This window comes from Nonomuraea sp. NPDC059007 (assembly GCF_042740555.1).
GTDB lineage: Bacteria > Actinomycetota > Actinomycetes > Streptosporangiales > Streptosporangiaceae > Nonomuraea.
In genome coordinates this window covers 26,128-44,763 of sequence record NZ_JBHYJD010000026.1, presented here as the reverse complement: position 1 = coordinate 44,763, position 18,636 = coordinate 26,128, and the positions used below count along the sequence as shown (strand labels likewise).

18 protein-coding genes are annotated in these 18,636 nt (G+C 71.6%); 6 read left to right on the top strand and 12 right to left on the bottom strand.

All coding sequences use genetic code 11. The features are described from left to right. Positions 1-33 precede the first annotated feature (33 nt). Positions 34-651, top strand: a complete 618-nt coding sequence (locus tag ACFWY5_RS34895) for a stage II sporulation protein M (RefSeq protein ID WP_379636993.1) — start codon at positions 34-36, stop codon at positions 649-651. A 40-nt stretch (positions 652-691) separates the two neighbouring features. Here ACFWY5_RS34895 and ACFWY5_RS34890 read toward each other — a convergent pair whose 3' ends face one another. Together ACFWY5_RS34890 and ACFWY5_RS34885 are read right to left on the bottom strand one after the other, a co-directional pair. After that, positions 692-1,183: an SRPBCC family protein gene (locus tag ACFWY5_RS34890; RefSeq protein ID WP_379636991.1), complete on the bottom strand. Its 492-nt coding sequence runs from the start codon at positions 1,181-1,183 to the stop codon at positions 692-694. A 115-nt stretch (positions 1,184-1,298) separates the two neighbouring features. Further along, positions 1,299-2,315 carry an alcohol dehydrogenase gene (locus ACFWY5_RS34885; RefSeq protein WP_379636989.1) on the bottom strand — a complete coding sequence of 339 codons (1,017 nt, stop codon included), beginning with the start codon at positions 2,313-2,315 and terminating at the stop codon, positions 1,299-1,301. A gap of 168 nt (positions 2,316-2,483) precedes the next feature. Between ACFWY5_RS34885 and ACFWY5_RS34880 the strand changes: the two genes are divergently transcribed. Then, positions 2,484-3,170 carry a TetR/AcrR family transcriptional regulator gene (locus tag ACFWY5_RS34880; RefSeq protein ID WP_379636987.1) on the top strand — a complete coding sequence of 229 codons (687 nt, stop codon included), beginning with the start codon at positions 2,484-2,486 and terminating at the stop codon, positions 3,168-3,170. A gap of 1 nt (position 3,171) precedes the next feature. Here the strand turns inward: ACFWY5_RS34880 and ACFWY5_RS34875 are convergent, their stop codons facing one another. The 10 genes from ACFWY5_RS34875 to ACFWY5_RS34830 are packed head-to-tail and all read right to left on the bottom strand — an operon-like array spanning position 3,172 to position 14,195. Beyond that, complete coding sequence (locus tag ACFWY5_RS34875) at positions 3,172-3,867, bottom strand: class II aldolase/adducin family protein (protein ID WP_379636985.1); 696 nt, start codon at positions 3,865-3,867, stop codon at positions 3,172-3,174. Then, positions 3,864-4,616, bottom strand: coding sequence for an SDR family NAD(P)-dependent oxidoreductase (locus ACFWY5_RS34870; protein WP_379636983.1), 753 nt, complete (start codon positions 4,614-4,616; stop codon positions 3,864-3,866). The genes ACFWY5_RS34875 and ACFWY5_RS34870 overlap by 4 nt, the downstream gene beginning before the upstream one ends. Then, complete coding sequence (locus tag ACFWY5_RS34865) at positions 4,613-4,894, bottom strand: hypothetical protein (protein WP_379615836.1); 282 nt, start codon at positions 4,892-4,894, stop codon at positions 4,613-4,615. Before ACFWY5_RS34865 ends, ACFWY5_RS34870 begins: the two co-directional genes overlap by 4 nt. After that, positions 4,891-6,885, bottom strand: a complete 1,995-nt coding sequence (locus tag ACFWY5_RS34860) for a hydantoinase B/oxoprolinase family protein (RefSeq protein ID WP_379636981.1) — start codon at positions 6,883-6,885, stop codon at positions 4,891-4,893. Before ACFWY5_RS34860 ends, ACFWY5_RS34865 begins: the two co-directional genes overlap by 4 nt. Then, positions 6,885-8,990, bottom strand: a complete 2,106-nt coding sequence (locus ACFWY5_RS34855) for a hydantoinase/oxoprolinase family protein (RefSeq protein WP_379636979.1) — start codon at positions 8,988-8,990, stop codon at positions 6,885-6,887. Before ACFWY5_RS34855 ends, ACFWY5_RS34860 begins: the two co-directional genes overlap by 1 nt. Before the next feature lie 16 nt (positions 8,991-9,006). Then, on the bottom strand, positions 9,007-10,470 hold the full coding sequence (locus ACFWY5_RS34850; RefSeq protein ID WP_379636977.1) for an aldehyde dehydrogenase family protein: 1,464 nt from the start codon (positions 10,468-10,470) through the stop codon (positions 9,007-9,009). After that, a complete protein-coding gene (locus ACFWY5_RS34845; RefSeq protein ID WP_379615828.1) occupies positions 10,463-11,674 on the bottom strand; it encodes an FAD-dependent monooxygenase in 1,212 nt (403 codons plus the stop codon). Before ACFWY5_RS34845 ends, ACFWY5_RS34850 begins: the two co-directional genes overlap by 8 nt. 12 nt (positions 11,675-11,686) lie before the next feature. Further along, on the bottom strand, positions 11,687-12,253 hold the full coding sequence (locus tag ACFWY5_RS34840; RefSeq protein ID WP_379615826.1) for a maleylpyruvate isomerase N-terminal domain-containing protein: 567 nt from the start codon (positions 12,251-12,253) through the stop codon (positions 11,687-11,689). Then, on the bottom strand, positions 12,250-13,080 hold the full coding sequence (locus tag ACFWY5_RS34835; RefSeq protein ID WP_379636975.1) for a fumarylacetoacetate hydrolase family protein: 831 nt from the start codon (positions 13,078-13,080) through the stop codon (positions 12,250-12,252). The genes ACFWY5_RS34840 and ACFWY5_RS34835 overlap by 4 nt, the downstream gene beginning before the upstream one ends. Then, positions 13,077-14,195: a cupin domain-containing protein gene (locus ACFWY5_RS34830; RefSeq protein WP_379615822.1), complete on the bottom strand. Its 1,119-nt coding sequence runs from the start codon at positions 14,193-14,195 to the stop codon at positions 13,077-13,079. Before ACFWY5_RS34830 ends, ACFWY5_RS34835 begins: the two co-directional genes overlap by 4 nt. A 48-nt stretch (positions 14,196-14,243) precedes the next feature. Between ACFWY5_RS34830 and ACFWY5_RS34825 the strand changes: the two genes are divergently transcribed. The 4 genes from ACFWY5_RS34825 to ACFWY5_RS34810 all read left to right on the top strand — a co-directional run bounded on the left by ACFWY5_RS34825 (position 14,244) and on the right by ACFWY5_RS34810 (position 18,564). Continuing rightward, entirely contained in the window at positions 14,244-15,038 is a 795-nt protein-coding gene (locus tag ACFWY5_RS34825) for an IclR family transcriptional regulator (RefSeq protein WP_379636973.1), read from the top strand. A gap of 50 nt (positions 15,039-15,088) precedes the next feature. Continuing rightward, positions 15,089-15,502: an NUDIX domain-containing protein gene (locus tag ACFWY5_RS34820; RefSeq protein WP_379636971.1), complete on the top strand. Its 414-nt coding sequence runs from the start codon at positions 15,089-15,091 to the stop codon at positions 15,500-15,502. Positions 15,503-15,508: 6 nt separating this feature from the next. Further along, on the top strand, positions 15,509-15,679 hold the full coding sequence (locus ACFWY5_RS34815; protein WP_379636969.1) for a hypothetical protein: 171 nt from the start codon (positions 15,509-15,511) through the stop codon (positions 15,677-15,679). Between the two features lie 104 nt (positions 15,680-15,783). Then, complete coding sequence (locus ACFWY5_RS34810) at positions 15,784-18,564, top strand: BTAD domain-containing putative transcriptional regulator (RefSeq protein ID WP_379636967.1); 2,781 nt, start codon at positions 15,784-15,786, stop codon at positions 18,562-18,564. Positions 18,565-18,636: the final 72 nt, after the last annotated feature.

Here is an 18,636-nt window from a genome sequence, read left to right as displayed (position 1 = left end):
CGGCACATCATCCGAGAAACGGACACGACACCCATGAACCTCCTTCTCCAGCCATTCCCGATCATCCGTGCCGACGTGCGCGCGTACCTGCTGATCAACGCCCTTGTCTACGGGGCGCTCCTCCTGGGCATGGGCCTGGCCATGATCTTCCCCGATCTCCACGCCGCGCGGACGTCCTCGTTCGTCGACGGCGGCCAGGGGGCGCTCGTCGACACCGTGATCGGTAGCCCCTGGACCTTCGGCGTGACCATCTTCCTGGTCAACGTGTTCGCGACAGCGCTACTGCTCATCGTCCTGCCGTCGCTCGTGATCCCCTTCGCGGGCCTCATGGTCTTCGTGATCAAGACGATCGACATCGGGATCATCCTGGCGCCCGTCAACCGGACATCGGCGCTGATCCTCATCCCGCACTCGCCGACCATCCTCATCGAGTTCCAGGCCTACGTCCTGGTGATGTTCGGCGCCTACCTGCTGGGCAGGTCGTGGCTCCGGCCGGCGACAGTGGGCGCCACCACGCGACGACAGGCCTATGTGCGCGGCCTGAGCCGACTCGGCCGGCTCTGGCCCACGGCGCTCGCGCTCTTCGTCATCGGCGCGGTATACGAGGCGGTCGAGATCTATTTCCTCGTACCGCTGGTGCTCGGCACCTGACCGTCCCCAGGGAACGCGCTGACCGGCGCCCGCAAGCAGATCAGTCCTTCGCTTCGCGGACGTCCTTTCCCAGCTCGGCGAACGCCTTGAAGTCCTGCATGTGCTGTAGCGACTGCTTGCGGAAGGCGCCGGGCATCAGGAGCCCCACCAGCCGCATCAGCACGCCGCTGAACCGGTACTCGCTCTCGCTCACCCAGAGCGTCGTCTCCGGACCGGCTTCGGTCAGCCGCTCGCGCGCGACGCTCCACATGCCCTCGCCGGCGATCTCGCGGTCGAAGGAGACGACGCTCCCCACCGGGATCTCGCGCAGGTCCGCCGGTTCCCGGCGCGTGATGGTCTCGATGCCCTCGAACCTCTGCCGCCCCGTCTGCATCACGACCCGCGATTTGGTACCGACCTGCCCGTGCACCCCGCTCAGCGGCTCGTGCAGCACCAGGCCCCGCAGCCACATCGGCAGGTGTGCCGGGTCGGCGAGCAACTGGACCACCTTGTCCCGCGGCAGGGCGATCTCGATCGAGACGGTGTACTTCATGGCCGTGCGCTCCAGGCTTCCAGGTGAACGGGGCATCCTCGCCGCACACAAGTCTGCCGCTTGATCACGATGGACGGAGCATGCCGTCCCGTACCGCCTCAGTTGAACACGGTCGTCAGACGGTCAGGACGTTGCGGAAGCGGGCCTTGTTCATGGTCTGGAACGCCTCCTCGGCCGACTCCAGCGGGAAGGTCTCGACGAGCGGCCTGACACCGGTGAGCGCGGCGAAGTTCATCGCGTCCTCGCTGTCCTTGGCGTGCCCGCTGTACCAGCCGTCGACCCCGCGGCGGCCGAAGACCAGCAGGTCGCCGCTGACCGGGATGGGCTGGTGGTCGTGGTCGGCGGCGATCACGACCAGCCGGCCGTTCGGGCGCAGGCCCTGGACGATGTCGCCCTGGGCGGCGGCCACGCCGACCGTGCCGAGGATGATCCGCGCGCCGCCGAGGTCGGCCAGCGCCTGCCCCGCGCTGCCCTCGTCGCTGTCGACGTACTCGTCCGCGCCCAGCTGACGGGCCAGGCTCTCCTTGTCGCGGCCGCGGTTGACGGCGATGACGCGCAGGCCCATCTTGTCGGCGTACTGCAGGGCCAGGTGACCCAGGCCGCCGACACCGTGCACGGCGACGGTGTCACCGGGGCGGACGCCGCTGTTGCGCAGCGCGTTGTAGGTGGTGACGCCGGCGCACATGAGCGGCGCGGCCTCCTGCGGGGTCAGCGCGCCGGGGACGCGGGCCAGCGCGGCCTGCGGGGCGATCATGTACTCGGCGTACCCGCCGTCGTAGCTGACGCCGACGATCATGCTCTGCTCGCAGTTGACGAAGTCGCCCTGGCGGCAGAAGTCGCAGACGAAGCAGTGCCCGCCGTGCCAGCCGACTCCGACGCGGGTGCCGGGCTGCCAGGTGGTCACGCCTTCGCCGGCGGCGTCGACGACGCCCGCGATCTCGTGGCCGGGGATGCGCGGCAGCCGCACGCCGAGCAGGCCGAAGCGGGCGACGGCGTCGCCGCCGCAGACGCCGCAGGCCTGCACCCGGACGCGAACCTGGCCGGGACCTGGCGCGGGCACCGAGGCCTCGGTGAGGGTGAACGGGGCGCCGGGCCGGGTGACCTGGACCGCGCGCATGGTGGTGGGGCTCATGAATCCATGTCCTTCTGTTCAGATGGGTCAGTTACCCGACCGAGCGGGTGATATCGGCAATACTAGCGTGCTGTTATCGCTGATACAACCGACGCTATCATGTTTTTGTTATCAGCGATAGCGCCCGTCCTCATGCCAGCGATAGCAAGAGTTTGTTACCGTTGATTCATGGTGAGGCGTGATGACATGCGGGAGCGGATCATCGCCGCGGCGGCGGACCTGCTCGCAGCAGAGGGTCAGGAGGCGGTGACGACCCGCTCGGTCAGCGCGGCCGCCGGAGTCCAGCCGCCCGCCATCTACCGGCTGTTCGGCGACATGCAGGGCCTGCTGGACACGGTCGCCGCCGACGGCTTCGCCCGCTACCTGGCCGAGAAGAAGGACCGGGCGCCCTCCGCCGACCCGATCGACGACCTGCGGGCCGGCTGGGACCTGCACGTGGAGTTCGGGTTGCGGCACCCGGCGCACTACCGGCTCATGTACCAGCAGCACGGCGCCGACGAGGCCGCCCGGCAGGCGCAGGAGATCCTGCGGGGCATCCTGCGCCGCGCCGCCGCGGCGGGCCTGCTGCGTGTGCCGGTGGAGCGCGCCGCGCAAATGGTGCACGCGAGCTCCATGGGCGTCACCCTCACCCTGATCTCGCTGCCGCCCGGAGAGCGGGACCTGACGCTGTCGGCCGCGTTGCGCGAGTCCGTCCTGGCCGCGCTCACCGTGAACGAGCCCGGCGGGCCCGAGCGCGACCCGGTCCGGCACGCCGTCGCGCTACGGGCTCTCCTGGGTGAGATGGAGGGCGGCTTCACCCCCGGCGAGCGGGCGCTGCTCGGCGAGCTGCTGGACCGGTTCGGCGAGCCCGCCTGACCTAGGCGCGACCGGGGAGCCGGCGAACCAGGTACTCCCACACCTGCTCCACGGCCGCCGGATGAAAGATGTGCTCGCGTTTGGCCACGGACTCGCCGGGATCCGACCAGGTCGGCCAGGTGCCGAAGCCCCGGGTGATCCACTGCTGGTACGCGGCGCGTTCCAGGATGATCGCGGCGACGGTGGCGTCCCGCAGGGTGGGACCGACGGTGACGATGCCGTGGTTGACCAGGAAGACAGCCGAGGCGTCTGCCAGCGTCGCGGCCACCGCCCGCCCCAGCGCGGGAGTGAGGATGAGATCGGCGGTGCCGGTGAAGCGCGGCACCCCGGGCGGGACGAAGAAGTTGGCGGCGTGGCTGACGGGCAGCAACTCCTGGCCTGCGGCGGCGAGCGCGACGGCGTAGGGCGAGTGGGTGTGCACGACGCCGCCGACGTCGGCGCGGGCCGCCATGATCTCGGTGTGGATCGGGTACTCGCTGTGCCGCGGCCCCTCCCCTTCCAGCACCTCGCCGGCCGGGCTGACCAACTGGACACGTGACGGGGTCACCTCCTCCAGGCCCCACCCGGCCGCCTTGATCCAGACGCCGCGGCCCTCGGGGTCGCGGGCGGAGGAATGGCCCCAGACCAGGTCGCCCTGGTCACCGGCGCCGAGGATGCGGGAGGACAGCGAGACAAGCTCGCGGATCTGCTCGCTCATCGGTGCACCAGCCCGCCGTTCACACTGATCGTCTGCCCGGTCAGGTAGGCGGAGCCGTCGCCGAGCAGGAACATCAGCGTGCCCGTCAGGTCGTCCGGTCCTCCGGGCCGGCGCAGTGCCTGCGCCGCGATCATCGCTTCGCGCTGGGCGGGGGTGACGGTCTCGCGGGCGACCTCGGTGTAGACGGGGCCCGGCGACAGCGTGTTGACGCGGATGCCGTACTCCCCCAGCTCGCGGGCCATCGAGTACGTCATTCCGTGCACGCCGCCCTTGCTGGCGACGTAGTGCAGATAGCCGGTACGGCCCAGCCGCACGGCGTCGGAGCCGATGTTCACGACGCTTGCCGACGCCGAGGCGCACAGCAGCGGCAGCAGCGCGGAGACCAGCAACCAGGGCCCCCGCAGGTTGACCGCCATCAGCCGGTCCCATTCCTCGTCGGTGATCTCCCAGAAGGGTTTCATCGTGATGGTGCTGAAGATGGCCGCGTTGTTGACCAGCCCGTCCACATGGCCGTAGGCGTCGGTCAGGTACGCCGCCAGCGCCTGGCAGCTCGCCCGCTCGGCGACGTCCAGCCGGTACGCGACCGCCTTGCCCGGCCCGCCGAGCGAGGAGGCGGTGGCTTCGGCGCCTTCGCGGTCGCGGTCGGCGAGCACCACGGTGGCGCCCTCCTCGACCAGGCGCCGGGCGTACGCGGCCCCGATGCCCTGGGCCGCGCCGGTGACCACGATGATCTTCTGGGCGAGGGTCATGCCAGGCTCCAGGTGCGGTAGGAGGGTTCGTCGGCGGGGACGATCTCGGTGGACAGCAGGGTGAGGCACCCCGGGCAGAACGCCTGGCGCAGCACGATCGGCCGGTCCACGAAGGCAGCGGGGTCGGCGTGCACGCCGGGCCCGGCTTCCACCGACGGCCGCTCGCGCCGCAGGGCGTGTGTCATCGGCGCGGTGACGTGGTCGCCCACGCGGGTGTCGCAGTGCCTGCACAGCACCGCCCCGGCGACGTCGGCACGCAGGTTGACGTCGAGGTTCACGCGATCGCTCCTTCCGCGAGGCCGGGCGGGATCAGCCCGGCGCGTTCGTGGCGCAGCCGCCGTCGCAGGGTGGCGGTGGCCTCGTGGTCGGCCGTACGCTCCCGGGTGAGCGCGACGCCGTAGACCTCGTTCGCCGCGCGCTCCGAGACCTTGCCGTCGCGCACGTCGGCGGCGACCCGTTCCGGTTCGCGGTGCAGCGGGTCGCCGATCCCGCCGCCGCCCTGCCAATGGGTGAAGTACACGTCGCCGGCCTCCAGATCGGTCTCCAGGTGCGGCGGCAGCGTGTCGGGCGCGCCGCCGAGCTCTTCGATGGACTGCGGGATGCGCCCGTCTGCCAGTTGCTCCCGCACGCTGGAGCCGCGGATCAGCACGTCCCACTGCGTGGCGGCCGGGTAGCCGCCCGACAGGCCCGGCGCCTGCGGCACGGACTTGCCGTTGGCGGAGACCACCAGGTGCACGCCCCCCGCCGGGGAGTCGTACGGGATGAAGCAGCTTGAGGCGCCGACGCCGCCCCGCCAGCGGCCGGGCCCGCCCGAGTCGGCTTCCTCGCGCCGCCACAGGTACAACATGGGGAAGCTGAACTCGTTGATCTCGACGTCGGCGATGCGGCCCATCGGGATGCAGTTCTCGCCGCCGGTGTCAACGCCGTCACCGTCGATCCTGGCGCCCAGCCCGCCGGCCATGGAGTCGCACAGCATGGTGGCGAAGCCGTTGCCGCGCTGGTCGACCCCGGCCAGCAGGGCCAGGTCGAAGGTGCCCGAGCACACGCTCATCGCCGACCTGCTCAGCTCCGGGTGGGTGCCCAGCATGGCGGCGACCGTCTCGGAGACGGCGTTCTGGGTGGCCCACGCGGAGTTCACCGACCCCTTGCCGATGCCCGCGGGGAAGGTGCAGTTGTTGATCGTGCCCGGTTCGCTGACGATGTCGGCGCAGCGCAGGATTCCGCCCGGTGACCAGGGCAGGTCCGGGCAGAGCATGGTCAGCATGATCGGCAGGATGCCGCCGCGCAGCCCGGCCAGGGTGCAGTTGATGATGCCGTCCACCTGGGGGTCGGTGCCGGAGAAGTCGAAGACGAGCCGGTCGTCGCGCTTGGTCATCCCCACGACGATCTTGTGGATGCCGCGGTCGCCGGCGCGGGCGCCGTCCTGGTGCGCGACCGCCGACCAGGTGCCGTCGGGCAGGTCACGCAGTTTGGCGCGCAGCCGGGTCTCGGCGTCGTTCATCATCTTCTTCATCACGGCCTTGACCGTGTCGGGCCCGTACTTGGCGATCAGCGCGGTGATCCGGTCGTGCGCGACGTTGTTGGCGCCGATCTTGGCGCGCAGGTCCAGGCCGACCAGCTTGGGCACGCGCGAGCGGCGCAGGTACATGTCCTCGATGTCGGAGCGCAGCCGCCGCCCCTCCACGATCTTCACCGGCGGGATCGGCAGCGACTCCCAGAACACGTCGTGACCCTCGACGGACCAGCTGCCCGGTGACACCCCGCCGAGGTCGACCTGGTGGGCGACGACGCTGGTCCAGCAGAACAGCTCGCCCTCGTGGAAGACCGGGGCGAGCACGGTGACGTCGTTCTGGTGCAGGCCGCCGCCGATCCACGGGTCGTTGAGCAGGAACTGGTCGCCCGGCCCGATGCCGGGGTTGACCGAGCGGTTGCGCAGAGTCCAGCGCACCGCCATGTCCAGGGCGGAGCCGAGTTGCATGTTGTACAGGCCGACCTGGACGGTCTCACCACTCTCGTCCATGATCCCGGTGCCGAAGTCGTTGCAGTCGGTCACCACGACGGAGCCGGACATGCGCTTGACCGCCTCGCCCATGTCGTCGGTGATGGCGACCAGGCGATGCCGGATCACCTCGTAGGTCAGCGCGTCGACCCGATCGGGCGCGTCGTCGCCGACCGTGTGCAGGGTGAGCTCGCCGAAGGTGTCCGTGTCGTCGAGCGGCCGGTCGGTCTGCGCGAAGCGCTCGGAACCGGAGACGGGGATGATGGGCATCAGAGGTCTCCCTTGAAACGGATCACGAGGTTGCCGAGCCGGTCGACGGTGGCGTGTGTGCCAGGAGGCAGGGCGACCGTGGTGGTGGGCGCCTCCACGACCGCCGGTCCGCTGATCCGGTGGCCGGTGCCCAGCGAGCCGTAGTCGTAGATCGTCGCGGGCTCGCGTCCGGCGCGGATGTCCAGGAACACCTCGCGTACGCCGCTGGGCTCGGGGCGTTCCCCGGCGGGTTCCGGGTGGTCGGGCAGGGTCGGCGCGATGGGCAGCGTGCCGACGGCGCGCACGCGGTAGGTGATGAGTTGCAGGCCGGCGTCGGGGAATCCGGTGCCCTCGCCGTACAGGGCCTCATAGCGGGTTTCGAAGGCGGCGCCGGTCCGCTCGACCTGCTCGGCGGTGAGGGTGCCGCCCGGCACGGGCGTGGACACCTCGGCCAGCTGCATGGTGTATCGGATGTCGGCTTCCCGCTCGTAGGCGATGGCGGAGAAGGTCAGTCCCTGTTCGGACAGGCGCTGTTCCAGTTCGGCTTCGAGCGAGGCGTACACCGCGCTGGCCGTCGCCGGATCGACCGGCATGGGCGCGGGCTTGGAGCGTTCCGCGGTGAGGACGATGTCGGAGGCGGCCAGGCCGAAGGCGGAGAACACCGCGGCCGTCGAGCCGAGCGGCACCACGACCTCCCTGACGCCGAGGTCCCTGGAGTAGCTCGCGCAGTGCATCGGGCCCGCGCCGCCGAAGGCGTACAGGGTGAACTCCCGAGGGTCCTGCCCGGAGTTGACCACCACCTTGCGGACCAGGTCGGCGGTCTGCGCGTTCTGGATCGCGTAGATCGCGGCCGCGGCCTCCTCGACCGACATCTCCAGTGGCGTGGCCACCGCCTTGTCGATGGCCTCGCGAGCCAGCTCCACCTCCAGCCGCTTGCGCCCGCCGAGGAAGTTGTCCGGGTTGATGATGCCCAGCACCAGGTCGGCGTCGGTGACCGTCGGCTCCCAGCCGCCCTCGCCGTAACAGGCGGGGCCGGGGCGTGCCCCGGCACTGCGCGGGCCGACGCGCAGGTTGCCGCCCGGATCGACCCAGGCGATGGCGCCGCCGCCGGCGCCGATGGTGTGCACGTCCACCATCGGGGTGCTGATCGTGTACTGGTTGAGCACCGTGCCGGCCGTGGTCACCGGCTTGCCGTCCACGACGAGCCCGACCAGGAACGTGGTGCCGCCCATGTCGGTGGAGATGACCTTGCGGGTGCCCAGCGCTCCGGCCATCCGGGTGCAGCCGACGACGCCGCCGGTGAGCACCGAGCCGATGGTGGTGATGCCGTGTGCGGGAGCGTCCTTCGCCGTCACACATCCGCCGGAGCCCTGCATGACCAGCAGCGCCCCGGTCAGCCCGCGGCGGCGCAGCTCGGCTTCGAGGGGTTCGAGGTAGGCGCCGAGTCTCGGCCCGACCTGGGTGTTCATGATGGTGGTGACGCTGCGCGAGTACTCCCGGATGCGGGGGCTGACATCGCTCGACAGCGCCACGTACAGGCCGGGGGCCTCCTCGTGGATCAGCTCGCGCACCCGCCGCTCGTGCGCGGGCTCGCGGAACGACCACAGGAACGACACGGCGATCGCCTCCACGCCGCCGGCGACGAGCTCGCGCACCGCCTCGCGTACGCCCCGCTCGTCCAGCGGCACGACCACGGCGCCCTTGTAGTCGATACGGCCGTCGATCTCCTTGATCCGGTGGCGCGGCACCAGCGCGGCCGGCTTGGCGGTGCGCGCCATGTGCTGGATCTCGTCCGCGCCCAGGCCGGCGTAGCGTCCTTCGAGATTCATGATGCTGATGGAGTCGGCGTGCCCTCGGGTGGTCAGGAAGCCGACGTCGGCGACGTCGCCGGTGACCAGCGCGTTCAGGGTCGAGGTGGTGCCGTGCACGATGTATTCGGTCTGCGCCAGCAACTCGGCGACACTGATGCCGAGCTCGGCGGCCAGTTCGTCGATGGCGTTGAGGAAGCCCTCGGCGAAGTCGGGCGGCGTGGACGGGGTCTTGGCGGCGGCCAGCCGGTTGTGCTGGTCGGCGGCGAACGCGTCGGTGAACGTGCCGCCGGTGTCGATGCCTATGACGTACGGCATGGATGCTCCTGAGAGGTCAGAACAGGACGTTGATGGCCTTGAGCTCGGTGTAGCTGAGCAGCTCTTCGAGGCTTTCCTCCCGGCCGACGCCGGAGCCCTTGACGCCGCCGAAGGGCACATTGGGGAAGTGCCGGGAAGAGCCGTTGATCCACACGAAACCCGCTTCGAAGGCCCGCGCGACGCGGTGCGCGCGGCCGACGTCGGAGGTCCAGACGCTGGCGGTGAGCCCGTAGGGCACGTCGTTGGCGATCCGCACGGCCTCGGCCTCATCCTCGAACGGGATGACCGACAGCAGCGGCCCGAAGACCTCCTCCCGCGCGATGCGCGAGCGCGGATCCACGCCGGTGAACACGGTGGGGGCGACGAACAGACCGTGGTCGAGGCCGGGCGGCCTGCCGCCGCCGGTGACGACCGTGGCGCCTTCTCCCCTGGCGAGGTCGATGTAGGCCAGCGACTTGTCGTACTGGGCCCGGTTGATCATCGTGCCCTGCTCGGTCTTCTCGTCGAACGGGCTGCCGATCGTGCGTCCTTCGATGATCCGCACCACCCGCTCGACCACGTCGTCGTGGACCTCGCGCTGGACCAGCAACCGCGAGTTGGATCCGCACGACTGGCCGGACCAGGTGAAGTTCATGCCGGCGACCGCGCCTTCCGCGGCCGCTCGCAGGTCGGCGTCGCCGAAGACGACCATCGCGTTCTTGCCGCCCAGCTCCAGGGTGACGTCCTTGACCCCCGTCTCAGCGGCGGCACGCTGGATGGCCCGCCCGGTCGGCTCGGAGCCGATGAAGCCGATCCGGCGCACGTGGGGGTGCCGTACCAAAGCGTCGGGCACGGCCGGGCCGTCGCCGAGGACCACCGACAGCACTCCGGGAGGGAAGATGCCGGCCGCCAGCTCGGCCAGGCGCAACGCGGACAGCGGAGCCGCCTCTGGCGGTTTGAGTATCGTCGGATTGCCCGCGACCAGCGGTGCGGCGATCTTGCAGGCGAACATGAGCGGGTGGTTGTAGGGCACGATGCGGGCGACCACGCCGGCCGGTTCCCTGACGGTGACGTGCAGCGCGGTGCTCGCGGGCACGGAGGTGCCCTTCAGCTCCAGCGCGAGCCCGGCGAACAGGCGAAGCTGCGACAGGGCCGTCACGACGTCGGCGCGGGAGTTGGTGATCGGCGAGCCGGCGTCGGCGGTGTCCAGCAGCGCCAGTTCCTCGCCGTGCGCCTCGATCGCGTCGGCCAGCGCCAGTACCAGCCGCGCCCGCTCGGCCGCGGGGGTGTCCCGCCACTGCGCGCGGGCGTCGTGGGCGGCTCGCACGGCCGCGTCCACGTCGCGGGCGTCGCCGTCGGGCACGTGGGCGATGACGCTTTCGGTGTACGGGCTCACCCGCGCGTAGGTGCGTCCGCCGGAGGCCGGGGTGAGCTTGCCGCCCACCAAGTGCTTCCACTCCCGTTCCACGAGCCCGGCGGCCTCGGGTGGCAGGTCAGGCATGGGTGTTCTCCTTCGATGCGGCCGGCCCTGGCGGGCCGTACAACCAGTCGGTGTCGCTGAAGTCCCCCGCGTCCCGGCGGGAGAACAGGGCGTTGCGCAGGTCGCGGGCGAGCCCGTCGACGTGCCAGATGTCGCCCCACACACGGGCGGCGCGCTGCACGCGAGCGGTACGCGGGATGCGTTCGCCGGCGTAGGCCCGCAGCGCCTTCTCGACGGCGGCGCCCTCGTCGCTGCCCGGCGGCAGGTGCCGGCCGATGGCGCCGGCCAGCGCCGCGGCGTCCTCGATCGCCTGGCAGGCCCCCTGCGCGAGGTACTGCAGCATGGGGTGGGCGGCGTCGCCGAGCAGCACGGTGCGGCCGATGATCCAGTCGTCGATCGGCTCGCGGTCGGACATGGGCCAGCGGCGATCGCGCCACAGCGCCGGAACGGCCGCGCGCACCCGGTCACAGGTGACGGCGAACGTCTCGTCCAGTTCCTCCGGAGTGCCCCAGTCCGTTTCTCCCGCGGCGAAGCGCTCGCTGCGGAACACCGCGACCTGGTTGTACATGCGGCCACCGCGCAGCGGGTACTGCACGAGGTGCAATCCGGGACCGAACCACACCACGACGTCGGTCAGCGGGCCGCGCGCGCCGGCCTCCTCGATCGGTACGGCGCCGCGGTAGGCGACATAGCCGGAGCAGACGGGCTCGTCGCCGCCAAGCGGAGCCCGTAGCCCCGAGCGCAGCCCGTCGGCGGCCACGGTGAGCGTGCCGCGATACACGCTGCCGTCGGCGCAATTCACCGTGACACCGTGAGGGTGGTCGGTGACGCCGCTGACCTGCCGGTCGGTTTCCAGCACCACTCCGTGCTCGCGGCAGGCGGCCAGCAGGATGTCCAGCAGGTCGCTCCGGTGCAGGACGACGTACGGGCCGCCGTAGCGTTCGCGGAAGCGCTCGCCGAGGTCGAGGTGGGTGAGCCGCTCGCCGGTGAGCGCGTCGTTGAAGACGAGCCGCTCCGGCAGCACGCCGGCCTCCACGACCCGGTCGAGGACACCGAGCCGGTCCAGGACGCGAGTGGCGTTCGGGGCGAGCTGAAGTCCCGCGCCGATCTCGGCGAACTTCGCGGAACGCTCCAGGACGCGTACCCGGCGGCCGGCCCGCGCGCACGCCAGCGCGGTCGTGAGGCCGCCGATGCCGCCTCCGGCGATGAGAATCTCGTGTGCCATCAGTCTCCTCCGCTACAGCCAGGCGCCGAGGGACGGAGCCCGATGGGAGCGGCCGGTGAGCCACGACGCCAGGGCCGCGGTCTCGTCCCGCGTGGTGACCACGTCGGCCACCAGCGCGGTGGTGAAGTCCTCCGGCAGGTCCGGAAAGCCGACTCCGGCGTCCAGGTCGACCGTGTGCACCATGACCTCGCGGGCGCGCAGCCACGCGATCTCGGCAGCGGGCACGCCGCGGCCCCGCGCGGTGACGACGGTGCGGGCCAGCGCGTCCGCGCTCAGGGCGCCGAAGTCGGCGGCGAGGTTCGCGGCGGAGGCGCGGGCCAGCTCGCGCAGGCGGGCCGGTGACAGCCGCGCGCCGTCCTCGATCTCGGCGTCGCGCCGGCCGTCGGCGTACATCGGCGTGGGCTCGCCGGTGCGGGCCCAGGACGCGAGCCGGCGCAACGCCTCGGCGTTGAAGTGCACGTGCGCGACGACGTGGGCGCGGCTCCAGCCCGGCAGCAGCGACGGCGCGGCGAACGCGGTGTCCGGCAGCCCGTCCACGGTGGCGGCGAACAGCTCGGTGCCCTCTTGCATCCACCTCATGGCGTACGCACCCGGTTGCTCAGGCGGCCGATCCCGGCGATCTCGGTGACCAGGTGCGCGCCGTCCGTGAGGTAGCGGGCGGGTGTGCGCGCGTGCCCGACGCCGCCGGGGGTGCCGGTGGCGATCACGTCACCGGGCCGCAGCGTGAGTATCGAGGAGACGTAGCTGATCAGCTCCACCGGGGAGAACACCAGGTCGGAGGTGTCGGCCCGCTGCGTCACCGCGCCGTCCACGAGGCACGTGATCGCCAGCGCGGGCGTGACTCCGCCGGGCAGCTCGTCCGGGGTGACCAGTACCGGGCCGAACGGCGTGGTGTCCTCGAAGGTCTTGCCCTGCAGCCATTCGGGCGTGCGGAACTGCCAGTCGCGGGCGGTCACGTCGTTGAGCACGCTGAACCCGGCGATCGCCGCCGCCGCCTGCGCGGCGTCGGCCCGCCGTACCGGCCGGCCGATGACGACGGCCAGCTCGGCCTCCCAGTCGAGCGCGGCCGATTCCGGCGGCAGCTCGATGTCGTCGTCCGCCCCGACCAGCGCCTCGGCGAACTTGGCGAACAGGGTCGGATACTGCGGCAGGTCACGGCCCATCTCCTTGATGTGGGTGCGGTAGTTCAGCCCCACGCAGACGATCTTGCCCGGCCGGGGTACGACAGGCGCGAACGTGAGCCCGTCGGCGCGGCGGGCCGGTCCGTCCGCGGCGGCCGCCGCCTCGCGCCAGCCGGGACGCAGCAGCAGTTCGCCGACGTCCGCGGCGTCCAGGCCGACGTAGTGGTCGCCGTCGAGGCGCACCGCGCGTGTCCCGTCCTCGGCACGGATGGTCGCCAGCCTCATCGGGCGCTCCCTTCGACGCGCACGCGCTGCTGACCGAGCCGTTCGAAGATCGGTGTGTCGCTGAACCGGAACAGGTCCGCGCCGGAGTCCGTCCTGATCGTCAGCGGCTGCCACGACGGGACCACGAAGAGGTCTCCGCGGGCCGCCGTCCACGCGGCGTCACCGACGCGGACGCTCACCTCTCCGGTGAACACCTGGAACACCGACGAGCCGACCTCCCGGCGGGTCGCGGTCGTGGCTCCGGGACGCAGGCGGTGGAACTCCGCCCGGATGGTCGGCATCACGTCCCCGCCGCTCGTCGGGTTGGTGAACCGCACCGCCGCGTGCCCCGGCTCCACCACGCCCGGGTGGCCCTCGTCCTCAAGGGTGAGCTGGTCGGCGAGCGCGCGGTCGGTGTGCTCCCAGCGGTAGGCCGCGATCGGAGAACTGGTGGTGCGCTCCCCCGCCGACGACACCGGCCGCAGACCGGGATGGGCCCACAGGCGTTCGGACCGCGACAGGGCCGGGGTCTCCCGCTCGGTGACCGTGTCCGGGCCCGGCTCGAAGAACGCCGAGCCGGTGTGGTGGACGAACGGGATGTCCAGGCCGTCGAGCCACGCCATCGGCACGTCGCTGACGTTGTGGTGCCCGTGGAAGCGCCAGCCGGGGGTGAGCAGGAAGTCACCGCGCCGCATGGCGACAGGATCGCCGTCGACGACCGTCCACACGCCCTCGCCCTCCACGACGAAGCGGAAGGCGTGCTGCGTGTGGCGGTGCACCGGTGCGTCCTCACCCGGGCACAGGTACTGGATCGCCGCCCACAACGTCGGGGTCGCGTACGGCGCGCCGCCCAGCCCCGGGTTGGCCAGCGCGATCGCACGCCGCTCGCCGCCGCGCCCGACCGGCACCAGCTCACCGGCCCGGGCGGCCAGCGGCAGCAGGGTGGCCCAGCGCCACAGGTGCGCGCGCGCCGCCGGTGCGGGTTGCGTGGGCATCAGGTCACCGATCTCGGTCCACAGCGGCACCAGCAGCTCGTCCTCGAACCGGTGATACAGCGTGTCCAGCTCGGCGGTCCGCACCGGCTGACCGGGGCCGTCGGAAGACTTGATGCGCACCGGACTCTCCGTGGGTGTCATGCCTCACACTATGGATACATTCCGCTGTGAGGGATAACATTTTCTGTTGTGAAGAATAAGCCGGCGTACGCGATCGATTCCGTCGACCACGCGCTGCTGCTCGCGCAGACCCTCCAGCAGGAGGGCCAGTTGCGCGTGACCGACGCGGCGGAACGGCTCGGCGTCTCCCCCTCCACCGCCCACCGCCTGCTGGCGATGCTCGTCTACCGCGACTTCGCCGAGCAGACCGCGGACCGCAAATACATCCCCGGCCGCATGCTCCGCCCCGCCCGGCCGAGCGAGGCGCCCCTCGCCCTGCTGCGCCGTGTCGCCCTGCCGCACCTGCGCGCCCTGACCGACCGGCTCGGCGAGTCGACCAACCTGGTGGTGCTCGTCGGCGCGGAAGTGCGTTTCATCAGCACGGTCGAGTGCACCCGGCCGCTGCGGGTCGGCGACCGCGTCGGGCAGTCCCTGCCCGCGCACCTGGCCTCGGGCGGCAAGGCCATGCTCGCCGCGCTGCCGTCCGAGGAGCTCGAGTCGCTGTACGGCGGCGCCGGCGTCGACCTGGCCCGGTTGCGCCGCGAACTGGGCCTGGTACGCAAGCGCGGCTTCGCGGTCAACGACCAGCTCACCGAGACCGGGGTCACCGCCATCGGCGCCCCCGTACGTGATGGGTCCGGCCGGACGACGGCCGCGATCAGCGTGGCGATGCCGACCGCCCGCTTCGACCGCACCCGCCTCCATGGCTGGGTCACCGAACTGTCCACCACAGCGACCCTGATCGAACGCGACTTCACCGCCGACGCCGAACCGCTCGGGCGCGGGATCGAGCCCCCTCCTGGTCGAGGATCGCCCATACCGTGAGACGGGACGTGCCTTGTCTGCGGCAGATCCGCATGGGTCAGAATGTGCCGATGACGATCTCCGCTGACGACTCCGGTCCGGTCCGGATCGTGACGGCCGTTCTTCGCGACGGCGATCGGGTGTTGCTGTGTCATCGAAGCGCCGGACGCCGCTGGTATCCCGACGTGTGGGACCTGCCGGGCGGCCATGTCGAGGAGGGCGAGGATCCGAAAGAGAGCCTTGTCCGCGAGCTTCGGGAGGAGTTGGGAATCACGGCGTCGGAGCCGTCAGGACCGCCGGTGCATGAGATCCGGACCGCGACGTTCGACATGCGGATCTGGTTGATCGACAGGTGGACCGGAACACCCGTCAACGCCGCGCCGGACGAGCATGACGCTGTGGCGTGGTTCGAGACGTCCGACCTTGACAGCCTGCGTCTCGCCCATGAGTCGTATCTCTCGATGCTCCACGCACTCGGTTCATGATGGCGCGTGGCCAAGCCGCTCGCCGCGATGGCGGAGATGATGAAGCTGATCGAGCTGGCCGACCTCGTCGGACCGGATCACGACTTCAACTGGCTACCGATGACCTACGGCTGGGGGCGGCGGCTGCTGAACGCGGCCACCGACCCCGACCTGACCATCAACGGCTGGCGAAAGTAGAGCTCGCGTTCAGGAGGTTCAGTCTGGGAGATCGTGTGGAATGTCGTCATTCGGGTGGACGGTAGGGTGATCGTTCTTGTCGTGAAGGATGTCGGGGGGCAGGCATGGGCGATGACCTGCGGTTTTCGTTGCTTGGCCCGGTGCGGGCCTGGCGTGGTGGCCGGGAGTTGGGGCTTGGGTCGCCGCAGCAGCGCCTGGTGCTGGCCGTACTCCTGCTCGCCGAAGGCAGGGCGGTCGGCGGTGAGCAGCTCATGGACGCGGTCTGGGGTCAAGCGCGCCCGCGTACCGCGGTCCATGTGCTGCGTACCTACATCTCGCGGTTGCGTGCGGTGCTGCCGGCCGACGTGGTGGTGTCCGTTGGCGATGGTTATGCGGTGCGGGCGGGCACGTGTGACGTCGCCGAACTGCGGATGTTGTACGGCGAAGGCCGCTATGCCGAGGCACTGGCCCTTTGGCAGGGCGAGCCGCTGGCCGGACTCGGCGGCGACTACGCAGAGGCCCAGCGCGCCCGCCTGACCGAGCAGCGGCTGGCCGCCCTCGAACACCGCCTCGGCCAGGACCTCGACGAAGGCAAGCACGCGGAGGTGGTCGTCGAACTGAGCGCGCTTGCCGCTGAGCACCCGACCAGGGAGCGTCTGCGCGGCCTGCTCATGCTGGCCCTCTATCGCGCCGGGCGGCAGGCGGAGGCCATCGGCGTCTACACCGACACCCGCACTTTGCTGGCCGACGAGCTCGGCGTGGACCCCTCGCCCGAGCTGGCTGAGCTCTACCAGCAGATCATCAGCGCCGACCCGGCTCTCGGCCGGGCGCCCGCCCGGCCGAGAACCGCCGCCGCGCCGGCCGCCCGGCAGGTGCCGCGTCAGCTGCCCGCTGACGTGGCCGACTTCACCGGTCGCGAGAGCGAGGTGGAGGCGATGGCGGCGGCGTTGCGCCCCCGGCAGACCTCGGCGCTGGCGGTCTGCGCGGTGGCGGGTGCGGGCGGGGTGGGCAAGACCGCGCTGGCCGTGCACGTGGCGCACCGGCTGGCCGGGGACTACCCGGACGGGCAGTTGTTCGTCGATCTGCGCGGCTCGGGCAGCCGGCCGCTGGAGCCCGATCTGGTGCTCGGTTCGTTTCTGCGCGCGCTGGGTCTGGAGGAGGCGCCGGAGGAGCCGGACGAGCGGGCGGCGCTGTATCGCTCGATACTCGCCGACCGGCGGATGCTCGTGGTGCTCGACAACGCGGCCGGGGCCGGCCAGGTACGGCCGTTGCTGCCCGGCTCGGCCACCTGCGGGGTGCTGGTGACCAGCCGGGCCCGGCTGACCGGGCTGAGCGGCGTACGCCAGGTGGACCTGGAGGTGCTCGGACCGGTGGCCGCGTTGCGGCTGTTCACCAGGATCGTGGGCGAGCAGCGGGCCACGGCCGAGCGGGGCGCGGCGATGGATCTGGTCGCGGCCTGCGGGTTCTTGCCGCTGGCGATCAGGATCGCGGCCGCCCGGCTGGCCGCGCGGCCCGGCTGGAGCGTGGCCGGCATGCGCGACCGGCTCTCCGACGAGCGGCGCAGGCTGTCCGAACTGCGCGCCGGCGATCTGGCGATCGAGGCCACGTTCGCGCTGGGTTATGAGCAGCTCGACGAGGCGCACGCGCGGGCCTTCCGGCTGCTGGCCGTACCGGATATGGCGGATGTGCCGCTGCGTGCCGCGGTCGCGCTGCTGGATCTGCCCGAGCAGGAGGCGGAGGCGGTCTGCGAGGCGCTGGTCGACGTCAGCATGCTCGAGTCGCTCTCGCCCGGCCGCTACCGCTTCCACGATCTGCTGCGCGTGTTCGCCAGGAGCCGGGTCGATCCCGACGCCGACGCGGCGCTCGACCGGCTGCTCGATTACTCCGCCGCCGCCGTCGCCGGCCGCTTCCGCTCGCTGTTCCCCGGCGACCGGCGCGCCGACCTGCTGCCCACCGGCGAGGTCCACGACGCCTTCGATCCCGCCGAGACCGACGCCCTGCTGTCCGTCGTACGGCAGGCCGCCACGCGCAAGCACGCCGACCGCTACCGGCTGGCCTGGATCGTGGACATGCTGACCGACGTCGCACCGGAGTCGGTGGCCTTTCAGCACACCCTCGACCTCCTGGTCGCGCGGGCCGGAGACGAGCCGCGGGCCGAGGGCCTGGCCCGCTACCTCCGCTCGACCCTGTCCTCCGCCGACCGCCAGGCGCGCCGGTCCGACGCCCTGGCGGCCATCGATCTGGCCCAGGACGACCAGTACGTGACGGCCGTCGCCACCGTCTCACTCGGCGCCCAGGTCTACGACGACGGCGACTACCGGGCCTCGGTCGAGCTCATCAGGCGGGGCCTGGACATCTTCGCCGACAGAGGCGACAGGGGCGCCCAGGCTCTCTGGCTCGGCCTGCTGGCCCGCTCGCTCGCCGCCGCGGACGAGCCCCGCCAGGCCGTGGAGGCGGCCAGATCGGCCTACCGCGTCCACGCCGAGCTCGGCGGCGGCGCTCCGCGGCACCCGTGGGCGCCCTACCAGCTCGCGGTCACGCTGCAGGCCGTAGGCTCGCTCGACGAGGCGCTGCGCATGTACGAGGCCGCGGTCACGGGCTTCGGTGAGATCGGCGAGCTCGACTGGATCGGCACGGCCACCACCCGCATGGCCGACATCCACCTCACCCTGGGAGATCACGCCCGCGCCCTCGAACTCGCCGAGCAGGGCCTGGTCGCGCTGCGGGAAGTCGACGACGAGCACTGGCAGGGCAAGGCCCTGATGATCCTCGGCCAGGCCCTCACCGCCGCCGGCCAGCGGGAACGCGGTCACGCCTGCTACACCGAAGCGCTGGAGATCTTCGACCGCCTCTGCCTGCCGGAGGCCGAAGACGCGCGCAGCCTGCTGGCCGAAGTGAACGCCTAGCGGTGACTTTGCGGCACTGCGGCTGGACGCCCTCACCTGGTGGCCGGAGCGTGGTCGGTGAAGGAGCCTGCG